Annotated in this window: 12 protein-coding genes; 7 read left to right on the plus strand and 5 right to left on the minus strand. The window is 59.5% G+C overall.

Features of this window, described 5'->3' with window-relative positions; all coding sequences use genetic code 11:
* The first annotated feature begins 13 nt into the window (after positions 1-13).
* Both OEZ71_RS18760 and OEZ71_RS18765 read left to right on the plus strand, forming a co-directional pair.
* A complete protein-coding gene (locus OEZ71_RS18760) occupies positions 14-1,468 on the plus strand; it encodes a GMC oxidoreductase (protein ID WP_263741613.1) in 1,455 nt (484 codons plus the stop codon).
* A 3-nt stretch (positions 1,469-1,471) separates the two neighbouring features.
* Positions 1,472-1,864: a hypothetical protein gene (locus tag OEZ71_RS18765; RefSeq protein ID WP_263741614.1), complete on the plus strand. Its 393-nt coding sequence runs from the start codon at positions 1,472-1,474 to the stop codon at positions 1,862-1,864.
* Between the two features lie 524 nt (positions 1,865-2,388).
* Here the strand turns inward: OEZ71_RS18765 and OEZ71_RS18770 are convergent.
* The 5 genes from OEZ71_RS18770 to OEZ71_RS18790 are packed head-to-tail and all read right to left on the minus strand — an operon-like array spanning position 2,389 to position 7,893.
* Positions 2,389-3,402 carry an oligopeptide/dipeptide ABC transporter ATP-binding protein gene (locus OEZ71_RS18770; RefSeq protein WP_263741615.1) on the minus strand — a complete coding sequence of 338 codons (1,014 nt, stop codon included), beginning with the start codon at positions 3,400-3,402 and terminating at the stop codon, positions 2,389-2,391.
* Complete coding sequence (locus OEZ71_RS18775) at positions 3,399-4,367, minus strand: oligopeptide/dipeptide ABC transporter ATP-binding protein (RefSeq protein WP_263741616.1); 969 nt, start codon at positions 4,365-4,367, stop codon at positions 3,399-3,401. The genes OEZ71_RS18770 and OEZ71_RS18775 overlap by 4 nt, the downstream gene beginning before the upstream one ends.
* A gap of 1 nt (position 4,368) precedes the next feature.
* The gene (locus OEZ71_RS18780; RefSeq protein ID WP_263741617.1) at positions 4,369-5,295 is read right to left on the minus strand and encodes an ABC transporter permease subunit; all 927 of its coding nucleotides are present in this window, start codon (positions 5,293-5,295) and stop codon (positions 4,369-4,371) included.
* A gap of 3 nt (positions 5,296-5,298) precedes the next feature.
* A complete protein-coding gene (oppB, locus tag OEZ71_RS18785) occupies positions 5,299-6,222 on the minus strand; it encodes an oligopeptide ABC transporter permease OppB (RefSeq protein ID WP_263741618.1) in 924 nt (307 codons plus the stop codon).
* A 60-nt stretch (positions 6,223-6,282) separates the two neighbouring features.
* On the minus strand, positions 6,283-7,893 hold the full coding sequence (locus tag OEZ71_RS18790) for a peptide ABC transporter substrate-binding protein (RefSeq protein ID WP_263741619.1): 1,611 nt from the start codon (positions 7,891-7,893) through the stop codon (positions 6,283-6,285).
* 344 nt (positions 7,894-8,237) lie between these two features.
* On the opposite strand from OEZ71_RS18790, the gene OEZ71_RS18795 reads away from it, so the two are divergent.
* The 5 genes from OEZ71_RS18795 to OEZ71_RS18815 all read left to right on the plus strand — a co-directional run bounded on the left by OEZ71_RS18795 (position 8,238) and on the right by OEZ71_RS18815 (position 15,781).
* Entirely contained in the window at positions 8,238-9,104 is an 867-nt protein-coding gene (locus OEZ71_RS18795) for an urea carboxylase-associated family protein (protein ID WP_263741620.1), read from the plus strand.
* A 410-nt stretch (positions 9,105-9,514) separates the two neighbouring features.
* Complete coding sequence (locus tag OEZ71_RS18800) at positions 9,515-11,899, plus strand: serine/threonine-protein kinase (RefSeq protein WP_263741621.1); 2,385 nt, start codon at positions 9,515-9,517, stop codon at positions 11,897-11,899.
* Positions 11,900-12,256: 357 nt separating this feature from the next.
* Positions 12,257-13,333 carry a transporter substrate-binding domain-containing protein gene (locus OEZ71_RS18805; protein ID WP_263741622.1) on the plus strand — a complete coding sequence of 359 codons (1,077 nt, stop codon included), beginning with the start codon at positions 12,257-12,259 and terminating at the stop codon, positions 13,331-13,333.
* 111 nt (positions 13,334-13,444) lie between these two features.
* On the plus strand, positions 13,445-14,521 hold the full coding sequence (locus OEZ71_RS18810) for a LysM peptidoglycan-binding domain-containing protein (RefSeq protein ID WP_263741623.1): 1,077 nt from the start codon (positions 13,445-13,447) through the stop codon (positions 14,519-14,521).
* A gap of 165 nt (positions 14,522-14,686) precedes the next feature.
* Positions 14,687-15,781 carry a LysM peptidoglycan-binding domain-containing protein gene (locus tag OEZ71_RS18815; protein ID WP_263741624.1) on the plus strand — a complete coding sequence of 365 codons (1,095 nt, stop codon included), beginning with the start codon at positions 14,687-14,689 and terminating at the stop codon, positions 15,779-15,781.
* Positions 15,782-15,962: the final 181 nt, after the last annotated feature.

Here is a 15,962-nt window from a genome sequence, read left to right on the forward strand (position 1 = left end):
ATAGGTGCTCCCAGTGCTGGTTGCGTTTTCTGATTTTTCTGAATCTCCGGCGTTAGAGACCGATGTTTGTATCACAGGAGGTGGTCCGGCTGGCATCACACTTGCAATTGAATTGGCGCGTTCTGGCCGAGAGGTGATACTCGTTGAAAGTGGCGGTCTCGAACCGGACGACGACAGTCAGGAATTGGCCGCCGGAGAAATCTCGGGAGTACCCTACACGGACTTAGACAGCGTTCGCCTGAGGTATCTTGGTGGCAGCACTAATCACTGGGCAGGTCAGTCAACACCGCTTCAGCCAATTGACTTCTCGGTTCGGGATTGGGTTGCGGACAGCGGATGGCCGATTGATTACAACGACTTCGCAGGCTACCTGCCACGCGCAGCCGACTTGTGCCGAGTGTCGCACGAGGAATGGGTGCTTCCAAACAATGCCCCCACGAACCATCTGGAGGACGCCGGTTTCCGGCCGGTACTCTTTCGGTTTCCCGAACCCATCTTCGGTTTCGGCGAGGCCTATCGAAGGGATTTGGAAAAGACAACCGGACTTACAGTGATCCTGGGCGGGCATGTTCTCGGCTTCAACTCAAATGAAACCGGGTCGGAAGTAATGTCGGTAACGGTAGGGAACCGCGCAGGAAAACGCCAGGAGATACGTGCCCGCACATATGTTCTGGCAACCGGTGGAATTGAAAACGCGCGTCAGCTTCTGCTTTCAGGACCCACGGAGAGCCGTCCGGATCGCTGGCCGGGACTTGGCAACAATCATGACGGCGTGGGACGCTACTTCATGGAGCACCCGGCCTATGACTTGGGGCAGGTTTCCCTCACCGAAAGTGACGACTTTCTTTCCGAGGCCTATACGTGGATCGGCGACGATAAGGTAAGGTTGGATCTACAACTGGATGCATCCGTGCAACGCGAGGCTCGCATACTGAATCACAGCATGTTTCTGTTGGGGTCCGGAAGTCGTCGCAAGTCATTTAGCGAAAGAATGTTGAGCTGGATAAAACCACCAGACTTGGAGTTTCGTATACGTGTTCGGCTTGAACACGCACCCTATGCGGACAGCCGCGTAACTTTGTCTGACGAACTTGACGCGTTCGGCCTGCGACGCACAAAGCTTGAGATGCGCGTTGGCGATCTGGAGCTTGCCACGATCAGACACGTCGTCGAATCCTGTGGACGGGGCGTAGGCATGGCCGATTTGGGGCGGTTGAAGTTTGATGGGAATAGTTTGAGCGAAGCCTGGATTGATGACGCATTCTGGCAGATTCATCATGCTGGTGGGACAAGGATGAGCGCGGACCCGGCCAAAGGTGTCGTCGATGCAAATTGCAAAGTTCACGGCGTGGCAAACCTTTATGTGGCGGGCAGCTCGGTATTTCCAACCTCAGGCCAGGCCAACCCGACGATGAATTTTATCGCCCTTGCACTGCGGCTGGCGGATCACCTTGAGAAAGGAACGTGAACTATGGGGCTGGCAAGACGCAGTGTATTTACGGGTGCTATCGGATGCCTGGTTTCGCCTGCTTTTGCACGCGAAACACCCTTGAAAATCGTTGAAATCTGCTTGGAAGCAACGCATCACCCGGTGAAAACACAAATCGGTTTAGCATGTCTCGCAACAATTGGCGTGGACAATGCCGTTGAACTTGCAAAAGCGCAGATGTCAGGTTGTGGGTCTTTATCGAGTTTGCGCCAAAAGTGGCGAGAAGATTTCAAAAAGGGACAGATCCAAGCTGTTGACGAATGGCAATTGGCACGAACCGAGATTGCGGTTTTGGCTGTCGGCGCGGCGCTTCGATCCGGCCTTCTGAACAGTGAAATGGTCGCCAACGGATGGCGACTGAATAGATCCTCCTGATATCTGGTCAAGCAAAGGTCCGCTGACCAACATTCATTTCATGCGTGTCTGGATCAGGATTTAGCGGCGCAATGGGAACAAGCAGTCGATTGTACCTTTGGTGCAACATGCAAGTATTCCAGATCGGGCTTATCCTTGCACCAAATGGTGCAGAACCCCAGCAATTCTTCAGCCGTGTCGTTCTTTTCGGCAACAACGGCGATGTCTGAAGGACTTGGTTCTTACGACCGTCAGAGCCTTAAAAGCTCCTGCTTAATATCCCTTGCAATCGTTCGCGGGAGAACGCCCGATCATATGTCGATCATCAACTTTGAATGCGCAGGTCAGCAATGCGCGACAAGTCTGTCGAGCGCGCCAGTCATGTGGACATCGTGTTTGAACAACTCTCCATCCCTGCAACGGCATACCGTCATGTTTTCAAGATGCAATGGTCGTGTCAGGAACTTGAGCAGTTCGCTTTAACCAGACAGTCAGGCGGGTGAGTTCCATTTGCCGTCCGCTTGATCGAAACAACCATCGACTATTCAGGCCCGTTCCACCGCCTTCTTCGCGCCGATCAGCGGGCCCGGGAAATGGCAGGCAACGCCGTGTGCGCCATGTGTGAATTCCGGGACCTTTTCGGCGCAGCGCGCCTCGGCCCGGGGGCAGCGGGTGCGGAAGACGCAACCCGAGGGAGGCGCGAGCGGTGAGGGAAGATCGCCGTCCAAGGGGATCATCACTTTTTGGCGTTCCGCCGCCGGATCGGGGATCGGCACGGCAGACAGGAGCGCCTGCGTATAGGGGTGCTGCGGGTCGGCATAGAGGTCGCGGCTTGTCGCCATCTCCATTTCGCGCCCGAGATAGAGCACCATGACGCGGTCGGAGATATGCTTCACCACGGAAAGGTCATGGGCGATGAAGATCATCGCAAGGCCGAGGTCGCGCTGCAATTCGGCGAGAAGGTTGATCACCTGCGCCTGAATCGAGACGTCCAAGGCCGAGACGGGTTCATCGCAGATCAATAGCTTCGGTTCCACGATCAGCGCGCGGGCGATGCCGATGCGCTGGCACTGGCCGCCGGAAAACTCGTGCGGATACCGGTTGATCTGGTTCGGCAGAAGGCCCACCCGGTCCATCATCTTCTTGACGCGGGTCTTGACCTCTTCGCCCGAAAGGTCGGGTTTGTGTGTCTTCAGCGGCTCGGCGATGATCTGGCCGACGGTCATACGGGGATTGAGGCTGGCCAGCGGGTCCTGAAACACCATCTGGATATCGGCGCGGTATTTCAGCATCTCACGCCGAGACAGCGCCAGAAGATCGGTCTTGCCCTGCCAGATCGCCTTGCCGGTGCCGGGCACCATCTGGATGAGCGCGCGGGCCAGCGTGGACTTACCACAGCCGGATTCGCCGACAATGCCAAGGGTTTCGCCGGGGAACAGTTCGAAATTCACGCCCGAGACGGCGTGGAGAAGACGCGGCTTGGTCCAGGGCATGTCGCCCGCGCGCTTCAGTTCAAAGGTGACGCGAAGGTCTTCGACGCGGAGCAGCGGTTCGGTCATGCCAGTTCCTCCAGCGTGCGGTTGCAGGCCCGCCAACGGTCGGGCGCGAACTGGGCAAGCGGCGCGAGATGATCAAGGCAATCCTCGCGCGCGAAATCGCAGCGCGGCGCAAAGGGGCAGCCTGTCTGTGCCTGGGTCATGTTGGGCGGGCTGCCGGGGATGGAGTCCAGTTCCTCGCCTTCCTGATCGACGCGCGGGATCGCGCGCAGAAGGCCACGGGAATAGGGGTGGGCGGGGGTGGTGAACAGGGGATCGACCGGGCTTTGTTCCATCACCTGTCCGCCGTAGAGGACCAGTACATCCTCGCAGAACCCCGCAACCACGCCGAGGTCATGGGTGATGAGGATCGTTGCCATGCCGAAGTCGCGCTGAAGCTCGGACAGAAGCGCCATGATCTGTGCCTGCACGGTGACGTCGAGCGCGGTCGTGGGCTCATCAGCGATCAGCAGTTCGGGGCGGCACAGCAGCGACATGGCGATCATCACCCGCTGGCGCATGCCGCCGGAAAACTCGTGCGGATAAAGCCCGACGCGCCCCTTCGCGTCGGGAATCTTCACTGCGTCGAGCATCCGGATGCTTTCGGCGACGGCCTCGGCCTTGCCCATGCCCTTGTGGTGGGTCAGCACCTCGGCCATCTGGTCGGCCACGCGCATATAGGGGTTGAGCGAGGTCATCGGGTCCTGAAAGACCATCGCGATCTGGTTGGCGCGGATCGGGTTGATGACATGCGGGGGTGCATTCAGGATCTCTTTCCCGCTGAACTTCACCGACCCGGTCGCCGTCCCATTCTTAGCCAGAAGCCCCATGATCGCGAAGGAAAGCTGGCTTTTTCCCGACCCGCTTTCGCCCACGATGCCAAGGGTTTCGCCCTTCTCAAGGGTGAAGTTCACCCCGTTCACGGCGTTTACCGTTCCGTCCGGCGTAGCGAAGCTGACCCCCAGGTCCCTGACTTCAAGCAGTGCCATATCAGCGGTCCTTCGGATCGAGCGCGTCGCGCAGGCCGTCGCCGACGAAGAAGAAGGCAAAGAGCGTGAGGACGAAGAAAAGAAGCGGGAAGCAGAGCTGCCAGAGCGTGCCGTAATAGATCGTCTTCGCCCCTTCCGAGATCAGCGCGCCGAGCGATGTCAGGGGTTCCTGCACGCCGAGGCCGAGGAAGGAGATGAAGCTTTCGGTCAGGATCATTTCGGGCACCAGAAGCGTGGCATAGACCGCGACGATGCCCAGAAGGTTCGGCACGATATGACGCAGGATGATTGTAAAGGTGGACACGCCCGTCGCCTGCGCCGCCTCGACATATTCGCGGTGCTTGAGGCTCAGAGTCTGGCCGCGCACGATCCGCGCCATGTTGAGCCAACTCAGCAGCCCGATGCCGATGAAGAGCATGACGATCGAGCGGCCGAACATCACCAGCAGGAGGATGATGACGAACATGAAGGGGATCGCCAGAAGGATATCGACGATCCGCATCATGATCTGGTCAGTGCGCCCACCGATATAGCCCGATACTGCCCCGTAAAGTGTGCCGACGATGACGGCGACGGCCGCACCGAGAATGCCGACCATGAGCGAAATCCGCGTGCCTTGAAGCGTGCGGGAAAAGAGATCGCGCCCCAGATCGTCGGTGCCGAAATAATGGCCATTCTCAAGCGAAGGCCCGCCAAGCTGGGCGATCTGCCCCATGACATTGAAATCAAGCTCTTCGTTCGTCCAGGTCGTCAGCGCGTCGCCGAAGAGCGCCAGAAGCGTGATGGTGATCAGCGTGATCAGCCCCGCGACGGCGGCCTTGTTGCGGAAGAAGCGGCGGCGCGCATCGGCCCAGAGCGAGCGGCCCTTGACCTCTTCGGCCGCGAACCGGTCGCCGAGGCTCTTCATGCCTATTGAATCGATGACCATGGCTCAGTACCGGATTTTCGGGTCGATCCACGCGTAGAGGATATCGACCACGAGGTTGAAAAGGATGGTGAGCGCCCCCACGAGGATGGTGACGCCAAGCATGACCGCGTAGTCGCGGTTGAGCGCGCTGTCGACAAAGCTTCTGCCGATGCCGCCGGTGGAGAAGTAGAAATCCACCACGACCGAACCGGTGATCATCGTCACGAAGGCAGGCCCGAGGTAGGAAAGAACCGGCAGCAGCGCGGGTTTCAACGCGTGACGCAGGATCACCTTGCGTTCCGGCAAGCCCTTGGCGCGGGCAGTGCGGATGTGGTTGGAGGTCAGAACCTCCAGCATCGAGGCCCGCGTGATCCGCGCGATCGAGGCCATAAAAGAGGTCGAAAGCGCGATGACCGGCATGACCATGTATTCCCACTGGCCGCCTTCCCAGCCGCCGCCGGGCAGCCAGCGCAGCCAGTAGGTGAAGGTCAAAAGCAGGATCGGTGCCATCACGAAGTTCGGTAGCACTTGCGCGCCGATGGAGACGCCGACGGCAAGATAGTCGAGGAAGGTATTGTGTCGGATCGCCGCCGCGATGCCGAGCGATACGCCAACGGCGACTGCGACAAGGAACGAGATAAAGCCATAGGTCAGCGTGACCGGAAAGCCCTGTGCGATGATCTCGTTCACCGTCCGGTCCTTGTAGATGAAGGACGGGCCGAAATCGAAATGCGCGATGATGCCCCAGACATAGGAGAAAAGCTGACGCCAGAGCGGCTGATCGAGACCGTATTTCGCCTCAAGATTGGCCAGCACCTGCGGCGGCAGCGCGCGTTCCTGCGTGAACGGGCCGCCGGGGGCCGCGTGCATCAGGAGGAACGAGATGATGATGAGCAGAAGAAGCGTCGGCACCGCGACGGCCAGACGCTTGATGACATAGGAGAGCATGAGGAAACCCTACCGCAAGGAAGCGGGGCGCGCCGGTCAGGCGCGCCCCTCAAAGCCGCCTTAGTTGGCGACGCGATACATGTCCTTGAGGTACCAGTTCTGCATCAGGTTGTTCACGCTCATGCCCCTCATGTCGGGCTTGATCATCTCAACCTTCGTGTACTGATAGATCGGCGCGAAGGGCATGTTCTCCGCGAGGATCTGTTCGGCTTCCTTGTAGAGCGGCGCCGGGTCAGCGGCCGTCTTCGATTCCTTCATCAACTCGTCGTAACGGTCGTTGAAGAACTTGCCGTTGTTGTGGCCGGAATAGGAGGTGAAGAGGTCCAGATAGGTCGAGGCTTCGTTGTAGTCGCCGCACCATGCATAGCGGGCTACTTCGAAGTCCTGGTTCTGCATCTTGTCGGTATGAACCTTCCATTCCATGTTGTTCGGCGTCATTTCGACACCGACGGATTTCCAGAACTGCTGAATCGCGATGGCGATCTTCTTGTGGTTTTCCGAGGTGTTGTAGTTCAGCGTCAGCTTCAGCGGGTTGTCCGGGCCGTAGCCTGCCTCTGCCAGCAGCTCCTTCGCTTTGGCGAACTTTTCTTCCTGCGGCCAGCTCGCATAGTCGATTTCCGGCATTTCGAAACCGGCGGTTGCCGCATGGGTCCAGTTATAGGACGGCGCCTGTCCACCCTGAAGGATCTTGTCGACGATCGTGTCGCGGTCGATGGCATAGGACAAAGCCTTGCGCACGCGCACATCCTTGAGTGCCGCCGGTCCCTTCGCCTCGTCGAGGTTGAACATGTAGATATAAGAGCAGGACTGCGGCACCGAGACTGCCTGATCAGGATACTGTTCTTTCAGGCTGGGATATTGTCCCGCCGGGATGTCAACGCGGTCAAGCTCGCCCGCAAGGTAACGGGTCAGCGCGGCGTTGTTGTCGTTGATCGTCAGCGCGGTCGCCTTGGTGATGATCGTCTTGGCGTCATCCCAGTACATCGGGTTGCGCTCCATCACGACCTTTTCGCCGAGGATATGTTCTTTCAGCACATAGGCGCCGTTGCCGACGAGGTTGCCCGGTTCGGTCCACTTGTCGCCACCTGCTTCCACCACGGCCTTGTTGACCGGGAAGACCGAGGCATGGGTGGTCATAGACGGGAAGTAGGGCAGGGGTGCGGTGATCTTCACCTCGAATGTGTGATCGTCCACGGCCTTGACGCCCAGCTCATCGACCGGCTTTTCGCCCGCGATGATTTCAGAGGCGTTCACGATCTGCATCAGCTCGATATACCAAGCATATTCCGAGGCGGTCGCCGGATCGGCCAGACGCTTCCACGCATAGACGAAGTCGTTCGCCGTCACCGGATCGCCGTTCGACCACTTGGCGTTGTCGCGCAGGTGGAAGGTGTAGGTCGTCTTGTCATCCGAAAGTTCGTAGGACGTCGCGACGCCCGGAACGAGGTTGCCGACCTGATCTTCGTTGTAGAGACCTTCGAAGAGCGAGCGCATGATGCCCGAGCCTTCGACGTCGGTGTTGATCTGCGGGTCCATCGACTTGATCGCGTCCAGGAGCCAGTAGGTGTATTCCTGATTTTCCGCGAGCGTATCGCCCGCCGCAACTTCGGCCGCAACGGCCGGCAGGGCGAGGCTGGCGCTGAGGATGGTGGAAAGGAGCAGTTTGTTCATCATCGGATGACCTCCCAGTGGTTGTGTTGTTGTTTTCATTGTTGCCTAGAATGCGCCTGAATAGACGAATGCGCAAAGCCTAGTGCGCGGGTCGTTCCGCACAAGATCAATGCGCCGGTACGAAACGGGTACGTTGCGTCAAGATGCCGGGTAGAACCGGCAGATCGCCGGAAGGGCCTAAAAATCTGCACCGCCGCTCCGGTATTCTGCCGGAGGCGCCGGAACGAAAGTGACGGGTTGCAATGCGGCCGCGTTACTTTCTTGCGCGGGCAATCCCCTCCGAATCGTTGTGGGCGATTGACCCCGCCCACGGGCGTCGCCAGACTTGCGCGAGGAGGTGCCGTATGAAGCCCGATCATCCAATGAATTCCGCGCCCGAAGATGCCGAGGCCCGGCGTTCCATACGCCCGGTTGTCTGTTATCCGCCCGAGACGCTTCCGGCGCCAGACATGACGCTCTACCGTACCGCGCGCGAGGGGATGGAGCTGATCAGCAGCGTGACCGTGCCGCCGCGCGAGGCGCGCTGTTTTCGTGTCCCTGCGGGGCACTTCTTTCGTATCCGGTCGGTCGAGGGGCCGCAGGTCGGCGACCTCAATCTCTGGAACGCGGGCAACCTGAAGGAACGGTTCTATTCCGGAAAGACGCGCGCCCTGCATGGGACCCATCTGTCGACAGGCGACCGGATGTGGTCAAGCTTTCCCTACATGCGGCCCATGGCCACGATCACGCATGACACACTCGACTGGTACGGGTTCGACGCATTCGGCGGAAGTGTGCATGATGTGATCGGCACCCGCTGTGATCCGTATACGCACAACCTGCTCAGCCATGGCGGGCAGTACCACCATTGCTGTCACTCCAACCTGACCCGCGCGCTGGCGGCGGAAACCGGGCAGCCGGTTGCAAGCATTGAGGGCGAAGTCCACGATGTTCTCAATGTCTTTATGTGCACGGGCTTCACCCGCGATACCGGCCAGTATTTCATGAAAGCGTCCCCGGTTCGGCCGGGCGACTACCTGGAATTTTTTGCCGAGATCGATCTGCTCGGCGCCCTGTCAGCCTGTCCCGGCGGCGATTGCTCGGCGGAACATTCCTCAGACACGGCCGCCTGCTATCCGCTTGTGGTGGATGTGTGCCGACCAGACCGCCGCCTGCTCGGCGGCTGGCAGTCCCCCGCGGTGAACGGATATGAGGGTGGTCACGGCCTGTGAAGCGACCGGATCGGCGCGGACTGTTTCCGCCTCCGAATCGGGAGCGGATGCGCCTTATCCGCGCCGCAAATCCCTACAAACGCAAAGTAAATAACCCGAAAGCGCCATTGAGGTGAACAAATCCCTCATTCACCCGCAATGATTGCGCCGTGGTGGCATTTGCCGGGATAAGCCGCGGAATATCCTTATTTTATAAGGCCTGTGCGATTCGTCGTGGTTTCGAAACAACAATCGCCAGAATGGAAACTGTCTCGGGTTCGTCAATATTCCCAGTTTGCGCCCTATTGTTGCCGGGTTCTCGGCCGATCAGACGGTGCGGCTCTTAACAGTGGGTTAATGGGAGTCGCAAAAGATAACGACCGAGATGCTACCGCCGTGACGGCTGCAATCTGGTGGAATTGGAGCGCGAAATGTCAGTGAACGACCTTGTTGAAAAGTCGGAACTCGACGGACAGCTGGATGAACTCCAGCCCGGCACGACTCTGCTGCACGGCCAGTACACAATCACCCGCTTCCTGAACAACGGGGGCTTTGGGATTACCTATCTGGCCAAGGACAGCCTGGATCGGGACGTGGTGATCAAGGAATGCTTCGCCGATGCCTTCTGCCGCCGCACAAAGACGATCGTGTCCGCGCGGTCGCGTGCGCATCAGAATGAGCTGAAGTCGATCATCCGCCACTTCATTCAGGAAGCCCGCAGCCTTTCCAAGCTCAGGCACCCCAACATTGTCGGCGTGCATCAGGTCTTTGAGGACAACGACACCGCTTACATGGCGATCGACTTCGTCGACGGTCGCGACCTCATGGACGTGGTCGAGGACGCCAACAGCAAGTTGGCGCCGGAACAGATCGTCGACATGACCCGTAAATTGCTTTCGGCCATAGGCTATGTGCATGAACACGGGATGCTGCATCGCGATATTTCGCCCGACAACATTCTCGTTAACCAGCAGGGCGAGCCGATCCTCATCGATTTCGGTGCCGCCCGCGAAAGCGAAACCACCACCGGTCGCAAGCATTCCGCCCTGCGTGTGGTCAAGGACGGTTATTCGCCGCAGGAATTCTATATCGCAGGCAGCGAACAGGGGCCGTGGAGCGACCTCTACGCTCTGGCCGCGTCGCTCTATCACACGATCAGCGGTGAAGCCCCGGTCAACGGTCAGGCCCGTCTTGCGGCCATCGCCGAACAGCGCCCCGATCCCTACGTTCCGCTTGCGGGCCGGATCGAGGGATACCCGAAAGGGTTTCTCGAAGCGATCGACAAGGCGATGATCACCAAGCCGGCGTTGCGCGTGCAAAGCGCTGACGAATGGCTGGCGATGCTCGACGGCAAGGTTGCCGTCGACGGCAATCCCGACGAGGCGATCTCGCGGTTGTTAACCGAAACGGTCGCCCGCGCCGAGGACGAGACCGAGAGCGATGACGGCGCGCGCGATCAGTCCCTGCCTGATGCGAAGTCGACAGAATTCGCGCCGTTCTCAATGGATGAAACCGCCCCTGCGACGGGTCGCGCCGCACCGAAAAGCCGTGGGATGCTCATGGCGGTTTCGGGACTGGCACTACTCGCCGTTCTGGGTGTGGCAGGCTATAGCATGGTTGGCGACGAAGCGCCCGCGACCGGTGAACAAACGGCTGAGGTTGCAGCAATGGCGCCCGCCACCGGCACGTCGGATTCCGATGGCACGAGCGTCGCCTCGACCGTAGGTGCCGGCGCCGCAGCGGACGAGAAGGCCGCAGCCGAAGAAGCTGCTGCCGAACAGGCCGCTGCAGAGCAAGCTGCTGCCGAACAGGCCGCCGCTGAGAAGGCCGCCGCGGAGCAAGCTGCTGCAGAGCAGGCCGCTGCAGAGCAGGCCGCTGCAGAGCAAGCTGCTGCCGAACAGGCCGCCGCTGAGAAGGCCGCTGCAGAGCAGGCCGCTGCTGAACAGGCCGCCGCGGAGCAAGCTGCTGCAGAGCAGGCCGCTGCTGAACAGGCCGCCGCAGAGCAAGCTGCTGCAGAGCAGGCCGCCGCTGAGAAGGCCGCTGCGGAGCAAGCCGCTGCTGAACAGGCCGCTGCTGAGAAGGCCGCCGCGGAGCAAGCCGCTGCTGAACAGGCCGCTGCAGAGCAGGCCGCTGCAGATCAAGCTGCTGCCGAACAGGCCGCCGCCGAACTGGCCGCCGCGGAAGCCGCTGCCAAGCCCGATCTGAGCCTGCCGCTGGTTGAGGCGCAGGTCTCCTTCGCGCTGTGGGATATCGCGATCCCGTTCGAATTCTCGCAAAACACGGTTCGCAACGCGGAAGTCGCGCTGATCACGAACGTGCCGTCCGAAATCAATCACGCGGTCTCGGGCGACTGGATTGCAGAGGGGACCGAGATTTACACCGTTAACGACCGGCCGCTGTCGAAGGAGCTGCCGTTTGAGACCCAGATCCTGAATGCTCTGGTCGTCGATCCGGACGGGTACACCCGTGCAACCGTGCGGTTCAAGAACCCCGTAAACCAGCGTTTCGAGCGTGGACTTATTGCAGTTCCGGTCGTGCGCCGGATGGGTCTGGCCGACGGTACTTTGCTTGACATGCAAATGATCGATGATGTCTGGACCGCGACAATAACCGAAATTCCGACAGCACGCGAAGGCGGATTGCAGGTCGGCGACGTCCTGGTGTCCGAAGCTACAACCGGCCAGTCGATCGATAGCGTCGATGCACTCGGGTCGGTTATGGCAGAACTGGTGAAATCTGATGCCGCAATGGCAAAGTTCGAAGTGCTGCGAGGCGGCAATTCCACGACCGCCGAGGTTTACCTGACACGACAGTAACGACAACCGGATCGTCGCCCTAAGGCACGGCGATCCGTCAATTTAGCCGGGTCTCACCCGAATTCCAGCGCGAGGAACGCGCCACGAGAGAGGAAATTTGTAATCGCACCGCGGAGACCGCTCGGATGAAGCTGGAATCCAGGTTGCAATACCGCCGGTTCAACAGGGTTTGAAGCGGCACATGGACGAGTAACGACGGGCCGGGTTGTTCATTTTCCGGTGCCGACGTCCCTGAGTAAAAATTTCGATCTTAAACCAGGAACTATCGAAACCAGCCCGGGGAAACACCCGCGCGGCCGGCCAGGAGAACTGTTGCCTGTCGTCGCTGCCGGTCGTCTCGGAACGAAAGGAAAGTAAATGCAGTCACATCTCAAGATTCTGGGTACATCCGCCATTGCCCTGACCCTTTGCGCCGGGGCTGGCATGGCTCAGGAAGCCTGCAAATCCTACCGCGTCACGACGGGCGACACGCTGCTCAAGATCGCCGAGAAAGCCTACGGTTCGGGCAAGTACCGCATGATCTATGACGCCAACGTGGATACGATCGGCGGGGACCCCAACCGGATTGAAATCGGTATGATGCTTCGTCTGCCGTGCGCCGACGGGTCAATGCCGGCTGCCGTTACCGCTGCGCCGGTCGAACCGTCGGCCGCAGCCGTCGCCGCCGCCGCCGAAGAAACCGGGCCGATCGTCCTGATTACCGGCAACGATTTTCCGCCCTTCACCGATGAAAGCCTGCCGGGCCGCGGCATGTTCACCGAACTTGTCGAGACGGCCGCCTACCGCGCCGATCCCGAAAAGAAGTTCGAGATTCAGTTCGTCAACGACTGGGACGCGCATCTTGATCTGCTGCTTCCGGCTTTGGCCTTTGACGGCTCCTTCCCCTGGTCGAAGCCGAATTGCGATCAGGCGGAATCGCTTTCGGTGCATGATCAGAACCGCTGCGCGAACTACGACTTCTCCGAGCCGTTCTACGAAGTTGTCGATGGGTTCTTTGCCCGCAAGGACAGCGAATACGCGGTCGCTTTGAAGCACGAAGACCTGTTCGGCAGCCGTATCTGCCGTCCTGAGGGTTATTCGACCGCGCATCTCGATGCAGCCGGTCTGTCTGAGCCGATCATCAAGCTCTATCGCCCGGCACAGGTTTCGGACTGCTTCCAGGCATTGATGACGTCTTCTGTCGACGTGATCTCACTCGACTCGCTGGTTGCCGCTGACAACATCGCTTCGCTCGGTCTTGGCGACGAAATCGTTGAAAATCAGAATCTTGGAGAAGTGAACGAGCTTTACGTCGTCGTTAACAAGAAGCATCCGCGCGCGGAAGAAACGCTGAATCTGCTGAATGCGGGTCTGCGCGAAATGGTCAGTTCGGGCGAATGGTACGAGATCGTTTCGACTGCTCTCAAGCGGCAGATGGTCGGTGCGACGAACTGATCGCGAAGGCAACGAAAACCTAGTGGCGCAAACCGCTCGATGAAGGTGGTTAAGGGCCAGACACAAATAGAAGAATTCAAAAGGAATAGCGAAATGAAGTCTCCGACAAACATGAAAACGCTTCTGCTGGCCAGCGCCGCCGTGACGGTGATGTCAGGTGCGGCGTTCGCCCAGGAGGCCTGCGCGTCCTACACGGTCAAGGACGGTGACAGCCTCGGTTCGATCGCACAGACGGCCTACGGCACGTTCGACTACCAGATGATCTTCAACGCCAACCGCAGCGCGATCGAGAATCCGAACAGCCTTGATCCGGGAACCGTGCTTCAGCTTCCCTGTGAGGACGGCAGCCTGTCCGAAGGCACCAAGGTAACCGACATCATTGAGCAGGAAGAAGAAAAGCAGGCAAAGAAGGCGAAATCGAACGTCTACGAGCCGCCGATCAAGCTTGTTTCGGGCAATGGCTGGGCGCCCTTTACCGGCGAAGACCTGAAGGGCGGCGGTATGCTTGTCCGTCTGGCGACGACGGCCCTGAACCGTGGCGGCAACGACCGCGAACATAATCTCAGCTTCGTTGACGACTGGGCGGCGCATTTCGAAACGCTCCTGCCCTTGGGTGCCTTCGACGTGTCGATTGCCTGGGTTGTTCCGTCGGATTGTTCGAAGCCCGACGAACTCGATGACAACTCTCGCATGCGCTGCACCGAGCTGGATGCAACGCTGCCGATCTACGAAACCGTGACGGCCTACTGGTCACGTTCGGACAACGAATATGCCGCCGTCAAATCGTTCGCCGACTATGCCGGCGCGACGATCTGTCGGCCTGAAGGCTGGTCGATCCTCGACCTGACCAGCGAAGGTCTGGTCGAGCCGGTGGTCACCTATATCGCTCCGCCGACCGCGCGTGACTGTGTTGAGGCCGTTCTGAGCGGCAAGGCCGACATGACCTCGCTCGATCTGGAAACGGGCGGTGCATCGGTCAACGAAGTCGCCGAAGCCGCCGGTGTGATCCAGCCGAACCCGAACCTGTCAAAACTGGAATCGCTTCACTTCGTCACGCACAAGACCAACCCGCGTGGCCGCGTCTATATCGCGATGCTCAACAAGGGCCTGAACGAGATGCGTGAAAGCGGCGAATGGTACGCAATCATCGCCGACAGCCTGGCCGAATTCAACAAGGCCGGGCTCTGAACCAACGACCGCTCCGGCCATTCTTGCCGGAGCGGTGACCACCGAATGTCAGCCCGTCCGATGTCCACCTTCTGTGTGACGCTATAGGTGCGGGCAGTGTGAAAAACGAGTGCGAGTAATCCGTTTGAAAATCAACCGCAGAGAATTCAAGGACGGGACCAAAACATGCGTAACATCATGCACTCCAGGAAATATCTGGCTTCCGCCAGCGTCGCGCTCATCGCGCTGACATCCGCCGCAGCGGCGCAGGAAGCTTGTTCCAGCTACACGATCAAGGACGGCGACAGCCTCGGCTCGATCGCGCAATCCGCTTACGGATCGTTCGACTATCAGATGATCTTCAACGCCAACCGCAACCTGATCGACAACCCGAACAGCCTCGAAACGGGTGTTGTTCTGCAGATCCCGTGTGAGGACGGTCAGCTTTCTGCTGAGAGCGATGTCACCGAGATCATCGCCCAGGAAGAAGAGAAGCAGTCCAAGAAGGCGAAGTCGAACATCTACGAACCGCCGATCAAGCTTCTGTCCGGCAATGGCTGGGAACCCTATACGGGTGAGAACATGAAGGGCGGTGGTATGCTCGTTCGTCTGGCGACGACGGCCCTGAACCGTGGTGGCAATGACCGCGAGTTCAACCTCAGCTTCGTGGACGACTGGCAGGCGCATTTCGACACGCTGCTGCCGCTTGGCGCGTTCGACGTGTCGGTCGCCTGGTACAAACCGGCCGATTGTTCGAACCTCGATTCACTCGACGACAACACCAAGTATCGCTGTACGCAGCTTGACTGGTCGCTGCCGATCTATGAATCGGTGTCCGCATACTGGACCATGCCGGACAACCAGTACGCCGAGGTGAAGGCCTATTCGGACTATGCCGGCGCCCGCGTCTGCCGTCCGGATGGCTGGTCGCTTGCCGAACTGTCCAGCGAAGGCCTGGTCGAGCCGGTGATCACACTTGTGCAGCCGGCCGGTCCGGAGGAGTGCATCGAGAAGCTCGTCAAGGGTGAAGTGGACATGGCGCTTCTGGATCTTGAGGGCGGCGACGCGGCGATCAAGAAAGTTCCCGAAGCTGTCGGCGTCGTGCAGCCGAACTCGAGCCTGTCGAAACTGCAGACGATCCATTTCGTGTCGCACAAGACCAACCCGCGCGGACGCGTATATCTGGCCCTTATGAACAAGGGTCTGAACGAAATGCGTGAAAGCGGCGAGTGGTACGCTGTCATCGCCGACAGCCTTGCCGACTTCAACAAGCTCAACTGAACCTGACCTGCCGCCTCGCATGGAACGATGCGGGGCGGCAAAACCTGCTGAACGGGGTAGAACGGCAGGCTTCGGATGGTGTTTCCGGGGCACCTGGCCGGGCAGAACACCGGAACGGACGATAACGGCGGTTCAAGACCGTTTCGACCCGCACGGGACCGATGATGGAACGGAAACGATC

Origin of the sequence: Albidovulum litorale (assembly GCF_025751495.1) — a bacterium.
Lineage (GTDB): Bacteria > Pseudomonadota > Alphaproteobacteria > Rhodobacterales > Rhodobacteraceae > Albidovulum > Albidovulum litorale.